General features: G+C 33.7%; 15 protein-coding genes, 1 tRNA gene, 1 pseudogene and 1 other annotated feature. Of the genes and pseudogenes, 12 read left to right on the forward strand and 5 right to left on the reverse strand.

From position 1 onward, the window contains the following. Nucleotides 1-21 precede the first annotated feature (21 nt). The 4 genes and pseudogenes from larE (at nucleotide 22) to larC (OEI98_RS04425) (ending at nucleotide 2,742) form a co-directional block, all read left to right on the forward strand. Nucleotides 22-821: pseudogene (larE, locus tag OEI98_RS04410) on the forward strand (ATP-dependent sacrificial sulfur transferase LarE). Beyond that, nucleotides 814-1,572 (forward strand): nickel pincer cofactor biosynthesis protein LarB, encoded by a 759-nt coding sequence (gene larB / locus OEI98_RS04415; protein ID WP_266039839.1) that lies wholly within the window; start codon nucleotides 814-816, stop codon nucleotides 1,570-1,572. Before larE ends, larB begins: the two are co-directional and overlap by 8 nt. Beyond that, nucleotides 1,572-2,303: a nickel pincer cofactor biosynthesis protein LarC gene (larC, locus tag OEI98_RS04420; RefSeq protein WP_019907513.1), complete on the forward strand. Its 732-nt coding sequence runs from the start codon at nucleotides 1,572-1,574 to the stop codon at nucleotides 2,301-2,303. The genes larB and larC (OEI98_RS04420) overlap by 1 nt, the downstream gene beginning before the upstream one ends. A 7-nt stretch (nucleotides 2,304-2,310) precedes the next feature. Beyond that, the gene (larC, locus tag OEI98_RS04425) at nucleotides 2,311-2,742 is read left to right on the forward strand and encodes a LarC family nickel insertion protein (RefSeq protein ID WP_003870893.1); all 432 of its coding nucleotides are present in this window, start codon (nucleotides 2,311-2,313) and stop codon (nucleotides 2,740-2,742) included. A 15-nt stretch (nucleotides 2,743-2,757) separates the two neighbouring features. On the opposite strand, the gene OEI98_RS04430 is transcribed toward larC (OEI98_RS04425), so the two are convergent. Together OEI98_RS04430 and OEI98_RS04435 are read right to left on the reverse strand one after the other, a co-directional pair. Beyond that, nucleotides 2,758-4,098, reverse strand: a complete 1,341-nt coding sequence (locus OEI98_RS04430; RefSeq protein WP_004397142.1) for a sensor histidine kinase — start codon at nucleotides 4,096-4,098, stop codon at nucleotides 2,758-2,760. 2 nt (nucleotides 4,099-4,100) lie between these two features. Next, nucleotides 4,101-4,775: a response regulator transcription factor gene (locus OEI98_RS04435; RefSeq protein ID WP_003867722.1), complete on the reverse strand. Its 675-nt coding sequence runs from the start codon at nucleotides 4,773-4,775 to the stop codon at nucleotides 4,101-4,103. Nucleotides 4,776-4,933: 158 nt separating this feature from the next. On the opposite strand from OEI98_RS04435, the gene OEI98_RS04440 reads away from it, so the two are divergent. Continuing rightward, nucleotides 4,934-5,827, forward strand: coding sequence for a YckD family protein (locus tag OEI98_RS04440; RefSeq protein WP_266039846.1), 894 nt, complete (start codon nucleotides 4,934-4,936; stop codon nucleotides 5,825-5,827). Between the two features lie 215 nt (nucleotides 5,828-6,042). After that, entirely contained in the window at nucleotides 6,043-6,600 is a 558-nt protein-coding gene (locus tag OEI98_RS04445) for a DUF2680 domain-containing protein (RefSeq protein ID WP_003870890.1), read from the forward strand. Between the two features lie 17 nt (nucleotides 6,601-6,617). On the opposite strand, the gene OEI98_RS04450 is transcribed toward OEI98_RS04445, so the two are convergent. After that, nucleotides 6,618-7,166: a biotin transporter BioY gene (locus OEI98_RS04450; protein WP_004397134.1), complete on the reverse strand. Its 549-nt coding sequence runs from the start codon at nucleotides 7,164-7,166 to the stop codon at nucleotides 6,618-6,620. Between the two features lie 135 nt (nucleotides 7,167-7,301). After that, nucleotides 7,302-7,724, reverse strand: coding sequence for a bifunctional nuclease family protein (locus tag OEI98_RS04455; protein ID WP_004397133.1), 423 nt, complete (start codon nucleotides 7,722-7,724; stop codon nucleotides 7,302-7,304). Between the two features lie 137 nt (nucleotides 7,725-7,861). Next, nucleotides 7,862-8,063: a binding site (T-box leader), on the forward strand. A gap of 41 nt (nucleotides 8,064-8,104) precedes the next feature. Here OEI98_RS04455 and OEI98_RS04460 point away from each other — a divergent pair. From OEI98_RS04460 to OEI98_RS04485, 6 genes are all read left to right on the forward strand, one after another. Continuing rightward, nucleotides 8,105-10,744, forward strand: a complete 2,640-nt coding sequence (locus OEI98_RS04460; protein WP_004397132.1) for a valine--tRNA ligase — start codon at nucleotides 8,105-8,107, stop codon at nucleotides 10,742-10,744. A 17-nt stretch (nucleotides 10,745-10,761) separates the two neighbouring features. After that, a complete protein-coding gene (locus tag OEI98_RS04465; RefSeq protein WP_004397131.1) occupies nucleotides 10,762-11,298 on the forward strand; it encodes a GNAT family N-acetyltransferase in 537 nt (178 codons plus the stop codon). A gap of 28 nt (nucleotides 11,299-11,326) precedes the next feature. After that, the gene (locus OEI98_RS04470) at nucleotides 11,327-12,610 is read left to right on the forward strand and encodes a bifunctional folylpolyglutamate synthase/dihydrofolate synthase (RefSeq protein ID WP_266039852.1); all 1,284 of its coding nucleotides are present in this window, start codon (nucleotides 11,327-11,329) and stop codon (nucleotides 12,608-12,610) included. A gap of 48 nt (nucleotides 12,611-12,658) precedes the next feature. After that, on the forward strand, nucleotides 12,659-12,892 hold the full coding sequence (locus OEI98_RS04475) for a hypothetical protein (RefSeq protein ID WP_003870333.1): 234 nt from the start codon (nucleotides 12,659-12,661) through the stop codon (nucleotides 12,890-12,892). Between the two features lie 430 nt (nucleotides 12,893-13,322). Beyond that, nucleotides 13,323-13,395: transfer RNA gene (locus tag OEI98_RS04480), tRNA-Pro, on the forward strand. A gap of 210 nt (nucleotides 13,396-13,605) precedes the next feature. Then, complete coding sequence (locus tag OEI98_RS04485; RefSeq protein WP_266039854.1) at nucleotides 13,606-14,523, forward strand: YncE family protein; 918 nt, start codon at nucleotides 13,606-13,608, stop codon at nucleotides 14,521-14,523. Here the strand turns inward: OEI98_RS04485 and OEI98_RS04490 are convergent. Then, on the reverse strand, nucleotides 14,510-15,025 hold the full coding sequence (locus OEI98_RS04490; RefSeq protein ID WP_003867000.1) for a DUF4364 family protein: 516 nt from the start codon (nucleotides 15,023-15,025) through the stop codon (nucleotides 14,510-14,512). The genes OEI98_RS04485 and OEI98_RS04490 overlap by 14 nt on opposite strands. Nucleotides 15,026-15,066: the final 41 nt, after the last annotated feature.

Here is a 15,066-nt window from a genome sequence, read left to right on the forward strand (position 1 = left end):
ATTAAAGAGAAGCTAAGGAAATTGCAAGAATATTTGTCAAGGTTAGATAACGCATTAATTGCTTTTTCTGGAGGTGTAGATAGCACTTTTTTGGCAAAAGTAAGTTACGATGTTTTAGGGAATAGAGTATTAGCTGTTACTGCCACTTCTCCGATGCATCCTAAAAGTGAATTAAAAGAAGCTGTAGAGCTTGCTAAAAAAATAGGACTCCCCCACTTGGTTGTGGAGTTTAATGATATTCTTGAAATAGAAGAATTTAAAAAAATCCTTTAAATAGGTGCTATATATGTAAATCCAATTTATTTTCAAGGTTTAAAGCTATTGCAGAAGAAAAGGGCTTCAAATATATCCTAGAAGGCACAAATGCAGATGATGTGTCTGATTTTAGACCAGGAAGAAGGGCGTTAAAAGAATTAGAAATTTTAAGCCCTTTGTTAGAATGTGGCATAAAAAAAGAAGAGATAAGAATTTTATCCAAAGAGATGGGGCTTCCTACATGGGGTAAGCCTTCTTATGCATGTCTTGCTTCAAGGATTCCTTACGGAGAAAAGATAACTTATGATAAGCTTTCTATGGTAGAAAAGGCAGAAGAGGATTTGAAAGACTTAGGTTTTTCAGGATTTAGAGTGAGATACCATGGAGATGTTGCAAGGATTGAACTTCCAAAGGAGCAGATGGAGACAATTTTTGAAGAAGGTATAAGGGAAGAAGTTGTAAAAAGGATTAAAGATGCTGGATTTAAGTATGTAGCACTGGATTTAGAAGGATACAGAACTGGCAGCTTAAATGAACCTCATGTGAAGGTGGTAAAAAATGTATAATGAGAAAATATTGCAAATTTTAATGGAGTTCAAACAAAACAAGTTATCAACAGATGAAGCGCTAGAAGCTTTAAAGAAACTTCCTTATGAAGATTTGGGATTCGCTAAAATTGATTATCACAGAGAGATAAGAAAGGGATTTCCTGAAGTGATTTTTTGTCAAGGAAAGACTCCCCAGCAGGTTAGAGAAATTGCTTTTAATATGTATAAAAATGGGAGTGATGTTTTAGGGACAAGAGCCTCACAACAACATTTTGAAGCAGTGAAAGAGGCAGTAGAAAAAGCAGTCTATTATGAGGAAGCTCGTATAATTTCTATAAGAAATACGCCAATAAATAAGACAAAAGGCATAATTGGAGTAGTGGCTGCTGGAACTTCTGATTTGCCTGTTGCTGAAGAAGCGGCTATTACTGCAGAACTTATGGGAAACACTGTGAAGAGATTTTATGATGTTGGAGTTGCAGGATTACATAGGCTTTTAGATAAATTAGATGAAATCAGACAATGCCGTGTATTGATTGCAGTTGCTGGTATGGAAGGAGCACTTCCTACTGTTTTAGGAGGATTGGTTAGCTCTCCTATAATTGCAGTACCTACAAGCGTAGGATATGGTGCTAACTTTCACGGTTTGTCCGCTCTTTTGACTATGCTTAATTCCTGTGCCAGTGGCGTAAGTGTTGTAAATATTGATAACGGTTTTGGTGCGGCTTATTCTGCCAGTTTAATAAATAGGATAGGGGAGAAATTATAATGAAAGTCTTATATTTTGACTGTTTTGCTGGAATTTCTGGAGATATGACTATTGCTTCATTATTATCTCATGTAGATGTGGAAGAGTTTAAAAAGAAGGTAAAGAAGATAGCTTTGGACAATTTTGATATAGAGATAGGTGAAACGCAAAAGAACAGTATAAGTGCTAGGACTTTTAAGGTATTGTATGAGGAAGAGCATCATCACCATCATAGGCATATGAAAGATGTGAGAGAAATCATCGAGAAGAGTGATTTGGAAGAAGAAGTCAAGAAAATGAGTATTGAGATGTTTGAGAAATTAGCAGAAGCAGAGGCAAAAGTGCATGGTAAATCTCCCGAAGAAGTGCATTTTCATGAAGTGGGGGCAGTAGATTCTATAGTAGATATAATAGGTACGGCGATACTTATAGACATGATAAAGCCAGATAAGATTGTTTCTTCTCCTTTGCCAGTAAGTTCAGGCTTTATAAAAACTCAACATGGACTTATGCCTGTTCCTGCTCCTGCTACAGCTGAACTTTTAAAAGGAATACCTGTGTATAAAAGTGATATAGAAGGCGAAATTGTGACGCCAACTGGTGCTGCTATTGTAAAAACTTTAGTAAATGAATTTGGTGGTATACCAGATATGACTATAAATTCTATAGGATATGGAGCTGGTACCAAAGATTTGGAAATACCAAATGTTTTGAGGACATATGTGGGAGAGGAAGAGGTAAAAAAAACCTGAGTCATTGATGATTTTAGAGACTAATATAGATGATATGAATCCAGAGTTTTATCAGTATCTATTTGAAAAACTTTTTGAAAACGGGGCATTGGATGTGTTTTTGATTCCTATTATCATGAAAAAGCAAAGGCCGGGTACGCTCATTACTGTAATTTGTGAGAAAGAAAATGCTGATAAATTAAAGGAGATAATTTTTAAAGAAACTTCTACTTTTGGCATAAGGTATTATGAAGTTTTAAGACATAAACTGGATAGGGATTTTTCAATTGTGGAAACTCCTTACGGAAAAGTAAGGGTTAAAAAGGGCTATTTAAATGGAAAACTTATTAAAGCGTATCCTGAGTATGAAGATGTTAAAGCCATTGCTGAAAAGACTGGGAATTCAATTAGCGATATTTACAGGAATGTGATAAGACACATTGATTTGCTATTTTTTTAAAGATTGAAAGCGGGGTTAACCCGCTTTTAATGTGAAATAAAAAGTGGTTCCTACTCCTTCTTGACTTTCTATACCATATTTACTGCCGTGTAATGTCAATATTTCTTTCACTATTGCAAGTCCAAGCCCTGTGCCTGATTTGTTTCCTTTATAATATCTGTCAAAGATGTGCTCTAAATCTTTTTGAGGGATGCCGCATCCCGTATCTGATACTTTAATTAAAATTTCTTTATCTTGAGGCTCTGCAGTTATAGTAAGAATTCCGCCATTTTCCATACTCGCCATAGCATTGCTTATTATATTTATAATTACCCGTTTTATCATTTCCCTATCCGCTATTACCTTAAGTTTAAGATTATTAAGCTTTACTTCTATATTTTTTTCCAAAATTTGAATTTCAAATATGTCTAAAGTTTCAAATATAAGTTTTTCTAAATCTATAGGTTCCTCTTTTATTTCTACCATTCCTGATTGGAGCTTAGAAAGCTGTAACACGTCGTCTACTAATTTAGACATTCTCTCTGTTTCTTTAATCACTGTATTTAAATATTTTTCTCTTTTTTCTTTATCGTCTCCATAGTAGTCTAAAAGCATTTCAGAATATCCACGTATAAGGCCAAGAGGTGTTTTTAAATCATGGCTTATATTTGCAATCAAATCTTTTCTGAATTTGTCTGTAATAGACAATTGTTTTACCATAGTGTTCATAGATTTTGCAAGGTCTCCTAATTCATCTTCTTCTTTGTAATTTATCTTAACATTTAAATTTCCAGAAGCAATTTGGTGAGCAGCGTTTTTTAGTATTTGTATAGGGCGAGTAAATTTTTTTGACATATAGACGGATATAGATAATATTGCAATTAGTGTGATGACAAAAATCCACCAAAAAACTTGTTTAAAAAGATTGACAGAATCGTTTATTGCAGCAATAGGTATGCTCATGATAAGAGTAGCTGGTTTTCCATTGTACAAAAAAGGTCTTATAATTGATAGATATTCAATATGCAAAAAAGGGTGTTCGTATTCTACCACCTTTACAGTATTTGTAGGATGTAAAAATGCTTCAGGGATTCCCAAACCTCTACCGTATCCTCTGTTATTTCCTGCAATTATTATGTTGTTTTCTGTCATTGCGATGACTCGGGCACTAGATTTGTCAATAAGTTCACTTATAAGCATTTCATCGTTGTTATTTATTGCTTCTACAATTTTTTCACTGTAATTTTTAAGCTGGTTTATTTTATAATAAGAGTATATCTTATTAATAAAAACTACTTGAGTAAGCCAAAACAGTGATAAAATTATAAGGCCTATGATAAGGTAAGAGATAAAAAGCTTTTTTCTTATTCCTTTCAAATTTATTCACCATCCAATTTGTAACCTATTCCCCAAACTGTTTTTATGAGTTTGCGCTTTTCTCCTAATTTTTCTCTCAACTGTTTTATATGGGTGTCTACGGTTCTTAAATCTCCATAAAAATCATATCCCCATACTTCATTAAGGCACTTTTCGCGGGATACAACTTTTCCTTTATTATCTATTAAGAGTTTTAAAAGGTCAAATTCTTTTGGCGTAAGGTCAATTTTTTCTCCATCAACCGTGACTTCTCTAGAACTTACATTTATAGAAATTCCTTCATATTCTGTTTTCCCATCTTCTTCTGAAGCTCCATAAGTTCTTGACAAAATTGCTTTAACGCGAGCGATTACTTCTTTAGGGCTAAAAGGTTTTACAACGTAATCATCTGCTCCTAATTCAAACCCTAAAAGTTTATCATACTCTTCTCCTCTTGCTGTTATCATCATTACAGGCACTTTTGACTTTTCTCTAATTGTTTTTAAAAGGCTCCAACCACTTATATCTGGAAGCATTATATCTAAAAGGATTATGCTTATATCTTTATTATTATTAAAATATTCAAGCCCTATTTTGCCATTTTCAGCTACCAATACTTCATATCCATTATTTTCTAAATAAGTTTTTAAAATATCTCTCATTCCTTCTTCGTCTTCAATTACTAAAACTTTTTGCATAAAAAACACCTCCCATCTTTAGTTTAATTATTTTTTAATCAGTTTACAATATTTAAAATTAAACTTCACACTTTCCTCACAAATTATATAAAATTACTTCAAACTATTTGGGTATCATAAAGAATGAAAAGGAAAAATTTAAAAGGAGGTATCCATATATGAAGAGAAACAAATGGTTAATAGTTTTAGCAGTTGTATTGGCTTTAGCAATTCCTTTGACAGTTTTTGCAGCAAATACTGATTCACCACTGACAAACAGCATAAAAGGCTTTTTTGGAATTGACACATCAAAGCTTACACCAGAGCAAAAGCAAATAATTACAGATTACAACAAAAAAATAGCCGACATTGAAAAAGAGTTTATAAACAAACTCTTATCAGAAGGGCTTATAACTCAACAACAAGCAGATAATATAATTAAAAACATTGATAGCAAAGTTTCTAAAGCAAATCAAGACAATGTTCCCTTCTTCATTGGTGGCGGAAGAGGATTTGACAAAGGATATTTTGGAATAGGCCCAATTGATACTTCAAAACTTACAGAACAACAAAAAGCAGCTTTTACAGAAATATACAAACAAATGGCGTCACTTCAGAAGGATATAGTAAACAAATTGGTATCTGAAGGATTATTGACTCAAGACCAAGCAAACAAAATCACAAGTGCGATAGATAATGCAATAGCTAATGCTGATAAAAAAGGCTATGCTATGTTTGGTGGCAACGATGGATTAGGGTTTATTTTGAGAGGTGTTGATCCATCTAAATTGACAGACCAGCAAAAGGATGAGTTAATCAATTATTACAAACAAATGGCACAATTGCAAAAACAATTAGTTGATAAATTTGTAAGCTTTGGAGTTATTACTCAGGACCAAGGAAATACGATTAAAAATAGAATTGATAGAATGGTAAAAAATATGGAACAAAACGGATTGCCTCAAGGATTTTTCAAACATTTTGAAGGAAAAAGAGGAGATTTTAAAGGTAAATGGCAAAATGAAAATAATCAACAGAATAGTGTTCCACAAAGCTACAATAATTCGATTTGATGAATTTAATATTTGATTGTTAGAAGAGGTGGTGGGAAGCCATCTCTTTTTTATATTGTCAAAACTTTATAGATTGCCAATACTCATATTAATTTAAACGAATTTTCACACATCCTTCACAAATCCAATATAGTTACCTCAAACTAAAAGGTTATTATATAAGTGTAACAAATAAAAAACAAAAAACAAAAATCAAAAAAGGAGTGTGGTTTTAAATGAATTTCAAAAAGGTAGTAGCAGTAGTACTTACAGGAGGTATGCTTTTAAGTGGAATAGCTGCTTATGCAGCCACAACTGGCAATACAGCTAGTTCTTCAACTCCACCTCAATATTCTACGACAGCACCAAGATACGGAATGAGTAGAAATGCAGATTTTCTTGCAAAACTGACTGGTAAGACAGCAGATGAAATTTTAAGTGAACTTCAATCAGGGAAAACAATAGTTCAGATTGCAGAAGAAAATGGCATAACACTTGACAATCTGAAAAAAGCTTTAATTGAGCAAAAAGAAGGGTTTATAGACCAATTAGTTAAAGATGGTAAAATAACTCAGGATAGGGCTGACACAATCAAAAAAACCATTGAAGACAAGATAAATTCATGGGATGGAACCTGTCAATATGGTAAAGGTTCAGGTGTAGGTTTAGGTCTTGGACTTGGAAAAAATAGCAATGGCAATACAGGTGTAGGCTTGGGAGCAGGTTTTGGTGCTAAAGGAGCGCATAAAGGAGCAGGCTATAGAGGAAACTTTGGACCAACTGTTCAGCAGTAATGAAAAAAGGCAAGGGTTCAACCTTGCCTTTTTTCATTAGATTTTATAACAGGTTTTAATTTTAAAGTGAGATAGGAAGCGATAAATGCTTTGATTAAGTCGCCAGGTATAAAAGGAAGTGCCCCGGCTAAAATGGCTTTTTTAAATGGTATTCCTGTAACAAAAGAGAGCTGAGTTACTCCTAAAATATAAACAAAAATTATTGCAAATAAAAGATAGCTTATAAAAATATTAATAAAATTTGCTTTTTTATTTTTTAAAGTCAAAGAAATTAAAAAAGCTGCAAAGGGCCAACTTAAAATATATCCTCCTGTAGGTCCTACTAAAACATTTAAACCTCCTGTAAGTCCAGAAAAGACAGGTATTCCAATTGCACCTAAAAGGTCAAAAATAAAAAGGCTCAAAAATGCTAATGTAGGATTTAAAAGCCCTCCAGCTAACATTACTGCAAAAGTTTGTCCTGTGATAGGTACTGGAGAAAAAGGTAAGGGGATTTTTACAAAACCCATTATAAAAGTAATAGCAGCAAAAAGAGAAGCTAAAATCATGTCTTTAGTTTTTATCATATTTTTCCTCCTCATTGTATTATTACAACAATTATTATATTTTTTTTAAAAAGAATTGTCAACTATTTTTAAATAATGGTTAACAATTATTTAAAAAAGTAACCCTCTTAAATTTTTAAGAGGGCCAGTAGAATTTTAACTATCTCCATCATCAAATTTTAAATCTGCAATATCATAAGTGAATTCCGCTAAACGAACATTTATGAAAATTGGTATATCAGTTCGCATTGCCAAAGCTATCGCATCACTGGGTCTTGAGTCTAATTTTATAACTCTATCCCCTTGTTTTATATAAAGCTCTGCATAATAAGTGTCATCTTTTAAATCAGTAATTACAACTTTTTCAGGTTTTCCTCCAAGTTGTTCAATAACAGATTTTAAAAGGTCGGGGGTTAAAGGGCGAGGCGGTGTAATTCCTTGAAGAGGGATAGCTATGTTTTGAGCTTCCAGTGGACCTATAACTATAGGTAAAACTTTCTTTTCCTCTTCATCTGTCAATAGGACGGAGAAATTTCCTTCTACGTCCATCGTAATTGCCTTAACATGAAATTTTAACATTTTTTACACCTCGATTTAAAACATCTTCTTATTATCATTATATCATACTTATGCAAATTTAATCTGATTGTTTGCTTTAAAACAACTTAACTGTTGACAATTGGTGAGATTTTATATATATTATATATCAAATGGAATATGAGGCTATGAAAGAGAGGAGTAAGTGTATACTGGCTAAAGAGAGGGATATCCCATGGGCTGAAAGGATTCCCGCCAAAGGTACACTGAAGGTAGCTCTGGAGCCTGTAAACCGAAGTTGAGTAGGTTTAAACGGGTATGCCCGTTATAGCTTGAGTGATAAATAAAGGTGGTACCGCGAAATGCCCTTTCGCCCTTTGTGGGTGAAAGGGTTTTAAAATTTTACGGAGGGAGTGTAAGGCATGAAAGAGATAGCTAAAACCTACAATCCAAAGGAATTTGAAGATAGAATTTATGCTTTTTGGATGGAAAAAGGATATTTTACTCCTAAAATAGACCCTGAAAAACAGCCATTTACCATTGTTATACCGCCTCCAAACATAACAGGGCAATTGCATATGGGACATGCACTTGATAATACTTTGCAGGACATATTGATAAGATGGAAAAGAATGCAGGGTTATGCAGCTTTGTGGATACCTGGCTCAGACCACGCCAGCATTGCGACGGAGGTAAAAGTTTTAGACACGATAAGAGAAGAAACGGGGCTTACAAAGAAAGAAATAGGAAGAGAAGAGTTTTTGAAAAGGGCATGGGCCTGGAAGGACAAATACGAAAACCGTATTTTAAGCCAATTAAAAAAGTTGGGTTCTTCTTGTGATTGGACAAGGACACGCTTTACTATGGATGAAGTATGTTCAAAGGCGGTAAGAGAAGTTTTTGTTTCACTCTATGAAAAAGGGCTCATATACAGAGGTGACAGGATAATAAATTGGTGCCCAGACTGCAACACTGCTTTATCTGATGCGGAAGTGGAACATAAAGAGCAAAAAGGGCATTTGTGGTACATCAAATACCCCATAAAAGGTGAAGATGGATATGTAGTTATAGCTACTACAAGGCCTGAGACGATGCTGGGGGATGTAGCAGTTGCTGTAAATCCTGATGATGAAAGGTATAAGGATGTGGTAGGTAAGACTTTGATACTGCCACTTGTAGGAAGGGAGATACCTGTAATTGCTGACAGCTATGTTGACCCTTCATTTGGAACAGGTGCTGTTAAAGTTACACCTGCTCACGATCCAAATGACTTTGAGATGGGGACAAGACACAATCTTCCATTTATTAATATAATGAATGAGAATGCGACGATTAATGAAAACGGAGGAAAATATAAAGGTCTTGATAGATATGAGGCGAGAGAAAGAATAGTTGAAGACCTCAAAAATCTCGGACTACTTCTAAAAGTTGAAGACCACGTTCACAATGTGGGACATTGTTACAGGTGCGATACGGTAGTTGAACCTCTACTTTCCAAGCAGTGGTTTGTAAAGATGGAGCCTTTAGCGAAACCTGCTTTAGAAGTTGTAAAAGAAGGAAAAATTAAGTTTGTGCCAGAACGGTTTGAAAAAATATACATTAATTGGTTAGAAAACATAAAGGATTGGTGTATTTCAAGGCAATTATGGTGGGGACACAGAATTCCTGCCTGGTATTGTGATGACTGTGGTCATATAACTGTATCGCGTAAAGACCCGGAAAAATGTGAAGCTTGTGGAAGTACCAACATACATCAAGACGAAGATGTATTAGATACTTGGTTTAGTTCTGCACTTTGGCCTTTCTCTACTATGGGTTGGCCAGAAGAAACAGAAGATTTAAGATATTTCTATCCGACAGATGTACTTGTTACGGGATATGACATAATTTTCTTCTGGGTTGCAAGAATGATTTTTATGAGTTTGGAATTTATGAAAGAAGTACCATTTAAGCATGTTTTGATACATGGTTTAGTCAGGGATGCTCAAGGTAGAAAAATGAGCAAATCTCTTGGCAATGGAATAGACCCGTTAGAGGTTATTGAAAAGTATGGAGCAGACACTTTAAGGTTTACATTAGTCATAGGAAATGCTCCAGGAAACGATATGAGGTTTAGTCAAGATAAAGTTGAACTCAGCAGAAACTTTGCAAATAAATTGTGGAACGCTTCAAGATATGTGTTGCTGAATTTAACTGATAATGATACTAATCTTTATACAGAGGGGTTAACTATTGCTGATAAGTGGATTTTGACAAGGTATAACAATATAGTAAAAGAAGTGACAGAGAATTTAGAAAAATTTGAGTTAGGAATAGCTGCGACAAAACTTTATGACTTTGTGTGGAGCGAATTTTGCGATTGGTATATAGAACTTAGCAAACCTGTGCTATACAGTGATAACCTTGAAGCTAAAAAGGTTACAAAGTCTGTTTTAAGATATGTGCTTGATAATACTTTGAGGCTTTTGCACCCCTTTATGCCTTTTATAACTGAAGAAATATGGCATAATTTACCTCATGAGGGCGAGAGCATAATGATTGCTGAATGGCCGAAATACAAAGAAGAACTGGATTTCACTGAAGAAGCGAAAAATGCTGAGATTATAATGGAAGCTATTAGGACCATTAGAAATTTAAGAGCAGAAGCAAATGTTTCCCCTTCTAAAAAAGCAAAAGTTATTGTGACTGTTGAAAATGAAAATTATGTAAAGATGTTTGAAGTGGGTACAAATTATATAATGAAACTTGCAGGTGCTAGCGAAGTTGTAATTGAAACAGATAAAAGTAAAATTCCTCATAAAGCTTTGAGTGGAGCAATAGAAGGAGGATTGGTGGTACTTCCACTTGAAGATTTAATAGACTTAGAAGAAGAGATAAAGAGGCTTAATGAAGAAAGACAAAAAGTGATAAGCGAAATTGAAAGAGCACAAGGGCTTTTAAATAATGAAAATTTCGTCAAAAAAGCGCCAGAAAAAGTAGTCAGTGCGGAAAGAGAGAAATTAGAAAAATATACTACGATGCTTAAAAACATAGAGGAAAGACTTAAGTTATTAAAGAGTTAGCCTCTAGGGGGATTTGTATGTTATCTTTGTTTAAAAGGCCCAAAAAAGAGTCTCAACTGGTTATAAGAGAGGCCAAGATAAAAGATGCGAGGGGGATAATAAAGCTTTTAAACAGTGTTGGAAGAGAAAAATTGTATATGGTGTCAGAGACATTTAATTGGTCTGAGGAGGAAGAAAAACAGCTTATTAAAAATTTAGACCGCAACAAAGATTTGATCCTAGTGGCAGACTACGGTGGTGAAATCGTAGGCTGCCTTACTCTCTTTCGTTATTATGGAGGAAGGTCTCCTAAAGTACAACATGTAGGAGAAATAGGTATAAGTATAGACGCTCGATTTAGGAATATAGGAATCGGAACAAAGTTGTTTACGGAAGCTATTAATTGGGCAAAAAGCAAAGGCTATGAAAAACTTTGCCTCAGTGTTTTTAGTACCAATGAAGTAGCAATACACCTTTATAAGAAATTTGGTTTTGAAGAAGAGGGTAGAAGAAAAAAACAGTTTAAAATTGGCGATGAATACGTAGATGAGGTTTTGATGGGATTGTTTTTGTAAAATCCGTTTATATGGGAGATGGGCTTAAATGAACTATGAAGAAGCAATTAGCTACATACATGGTACATACAAATTTGGCATAAAGTTGGGATTAGAAAATATAAGAAGATTATTAAATTATATGGGGAATCCTCAAAAAAACCTTAAAATTATCCACGTTGCTGGTACAAATGGAAAAGGCTCTACATCAGCTTTTATAAGCAACATTTTGCAGCAGGCTGGATATAAAGTAGCTTTATATACTTCTCCCTACCTCGAAGAATTTGAAGAGAGAATGAGAATAAATGGAGAAAATATTTCTAAGGAAAAGTTGATTTATTATGTTGAATATATAAAGCCTATAATATCTCGTATGGTGGAGGAAGGATACAATCATCCTACGGAATTTGAAGTGGTAACTGCAATTGCTTTTAAATATTTTTATGATGAAAAAGTGGATTTTGTAGTTTTAGAGGTAGGACTTGGAGGTAGATTTGACGCAACAAATGCTATTGATTTTTCATTAGTTTCTGTTATAACCACTATTGATTATGACCATACAGACAGATTGGGACATACTTTAGGAGAGATTGCATATGAAAAGGCAGGCATTATCAAGCGAAATGGAGTGGTGGTAAGTTTTTATCAACAGCCAGAAGCATTGAAAGTCATCATAGAAGCATGTGAGGTAAGAAATGCTTATTTGACTGTACTTGAAAAAAGGAACGTAATTATAAAAGAACAAAACCCTGATTTTCAGATTTTTGACTACAAAAAATACAAGGACTTAAAAATTACTTTATTGGGAGAACATCAGATTTACAATGCTGCTTTGGCGATTGAGAGCGTAGAAAAATTAAAAATGTATGGATACGAAATCACAGAAAAAGATATAAGGGAAGGGCTTTACAGGGCAAAATGGCCTGGAAGATTGGAAGTAATGAGAAAAAAACCCTACGTAGTAATAGACGGTGCTCACAATCCTCAAGGAATGACTGTTTTGAAAGAGTCTCTAAAATTATTTAAATATGATAAATTGATTTTAGTAATTGGAATGCTTAAAGACAAAGATACACAGAAGATGCTGGATATAATTGTGCCAGAGGCAAATATGATAATAACAACCACCCCAATAAGTGAAAGAGCTTATAAAGCAAGTGAACTTGCAGAGCGGATAGAAAAAGAAAAAGTGATTGCGATTGAAAATATTGAAGAAGCGGTAAAATACGCCCTGGATATAGCTAAGGAAGAGGATATGGTACTTTTTTGTGGTTCATTGTACATGATTGGTTATGTGAGGTCTATGCTTAAAAAGGTAATAATTAAGACATAGTTTTAATATAATGTAAGGTGTAAAGGCCGTAATGAGAAGGTGGTTGTTATGGAAATGACAGGGACTGCGTTGTTACGGGAGATAGATAAAGCACTAAAGGCGATGAAAGAAGCAGAAAGAAATTTAGAAATGCTGGAAAATGACAACTACCTTAAGATAAAGTTAGCAAGGCTAAAGTACGATTTTGCAAGACAAGAATATTTGAGACTCTTAAGGATTGCTAAAGAACAAAAAATCAAATATAACATGAATGAATTGATGGAAAAAATAATAGACGTATGATAAAAGCGGTCTTTCGACCGCCTGATTTATTGTTCAGGTATTTTAATTTCTTCTTGGAAATCGCACTTAAAATCTTTATAGGTCACACAAAAACTGTTGCAATTATGGATACATGTAATTGCATTACATTTCTTCAACGTTCTAATTGGTGCATTTACTGGTTTTGAAGAGCGCATAAATTCTAACTCCAAATAAGTCATATCAATCGCCCTTTCCAATTTGATAGTTTTATTATACACTTAATTCATTTATCTGTCAATTGCAATTATAAAATTTAGAAATTCATTTTAGAGCCAAATTTCTCAGAAAGTTTGCTACTAATAAGGGTTTTTTGAAAAAAATAATTAAATAGTTTTGAGTTTGGGTAGGGCTATAACTTTATTTTGTTTATTGAAAAAAGGAAAGGAGTATGATAAAATGAATAATGTGTCGGGGCATGGCGCAGCGGTAGCGCGCGGTTCGGGACCGTGAGGTCGCAGGTTCAAATCCTGTTGCCCCGACCATTCTTACAGCCATGCGGGTTTTAAGACTTATCAACAGGCTAAAAGAACAAGTGGTTGCATGTATGATACAGGGCCACCTCGGTGGTAAATTTTTAAAAATATTGAAAGACGCTCACAATTTAAGTGAGCGATTTTTTATGGAGTTATTGGTTTCTCAAATATATCCTCCTGCATATTATGGAATTATGCTAATATGTGGGGGGATGTGTTTTGTACATTTACATTGCCAATATGGGAGAAGATGTTATAGAGCGAGTTAATTTGGAGACAAATCATAGAGATTTTGCAAAGATTAAATCATATAACAATAAACATCTGCCCTTAAATGTCTATTCTAAATATTTATGTGGTCCTCATCGATTAATTTTAGATAAACAGAGACAGAAACTGTATTCTTTAAATGCTTATGATAATTCAATTAGTATAATAAACCTAGAAGATTTTACTTCAGAAATTTCTCTGTATGTAGGTAATTATCCTAATAATGGCATTATGCATGGAGATTATATATTAGTGGTTAATGGAGACTCAGACTCTATAAGTATTTTTGATATTGAAGAGAAAAAAGTGATAGGGCAAGTTAAAGTAGGAAGTTTCCCCCAGGACATAATTTACAATGAAAAGTATGATTTGATTTTTGTGAGCAATATGAATTCTGATGAAATTTTATTAATCGACCCTTATAGTTATAGGATTGTAGATTTTATTGGAACAGGGGCAAGACCTATAGGGATGACTTTCTCTGAAGATTGGGACTGTTTGTATGTAATAAACAGTTATTTTGAAACGGGGATAAATGGGAAAATTTCTGTGATAAACCTGCAAAGTTTGAAAGTAACTGGGGAAATAGGAGTAGGAAAAGTTCCTACAATGGTACGGAAAAAGGAAAACTTTTTGTATGTGCTTAATTCTTGCTCTAATACGCTGTGCAAAATAGATTTATTTACAAAACAGAAAAAAGAAGTTTATTGTGGATATGCACCTGGGTATTTATGTATTTTAGATAAATATGCTTATGTTTCTTCTGCGGAAGAAAACAAAGTGAATATAATTGACATTGATGAAATGAGGGTAGTAAAGTTTATTGAAACAAGAAAAGAGCCCCAAGGCCTTGTTATTGACCTGTGAGGACTTTTATTATGTATGCATATACGTCTTGAGATTTTTGTTTCCAATTATCGCAGATAAGTTTTGCCTGCTCGCTGTTTACTACATTTATATTTAGCTCAATCAAAACTATATCATTTTCTACGACTTTGCAATTAGCTATATATTGGTTTTCGTCTTTTTTGTAATAAGTGGCTATATATTGAGATTCCTGTTTTATTTTTTCTTTGTTTAAAAGGATGTATTCGTCTATTTTTTGCCGTGTTTCAAAGGGGATTCTTGTGAAAAATAGTTTTAAAATGTTTATACCTTCTTCAGTAATAAAATATTTTTCTTCTTCTAATTTTATAAAACCAGTTTCTATTAACTCGTCAAGGTACTGTCTTAAATAGAAATAGTTCATAAGTTTGTTATCTAAGATAATTTTGCTTATTTGCTCGTCTGTAATAGGCATATTTATTCTGTTTAAGATGTATAGTATAATTAACTTGTTTTCTGCTAATTCTTGTATTTCGTAAGCCAAGTTACCACCTCGCATTATTACTATATGTGGTATGTTTAAGT

The organism is Thermoanaerobacter sp. RKWS2, from assembly GCF_026240795.1.
Lineage (GTDB): Bacteria > Bacillota > Thermoanaerobacteria > Thermoanaerobacterales > Thermoanaerobacteraceae > Thermoanaerobacter > Thermoanaerobacter ethanolicus.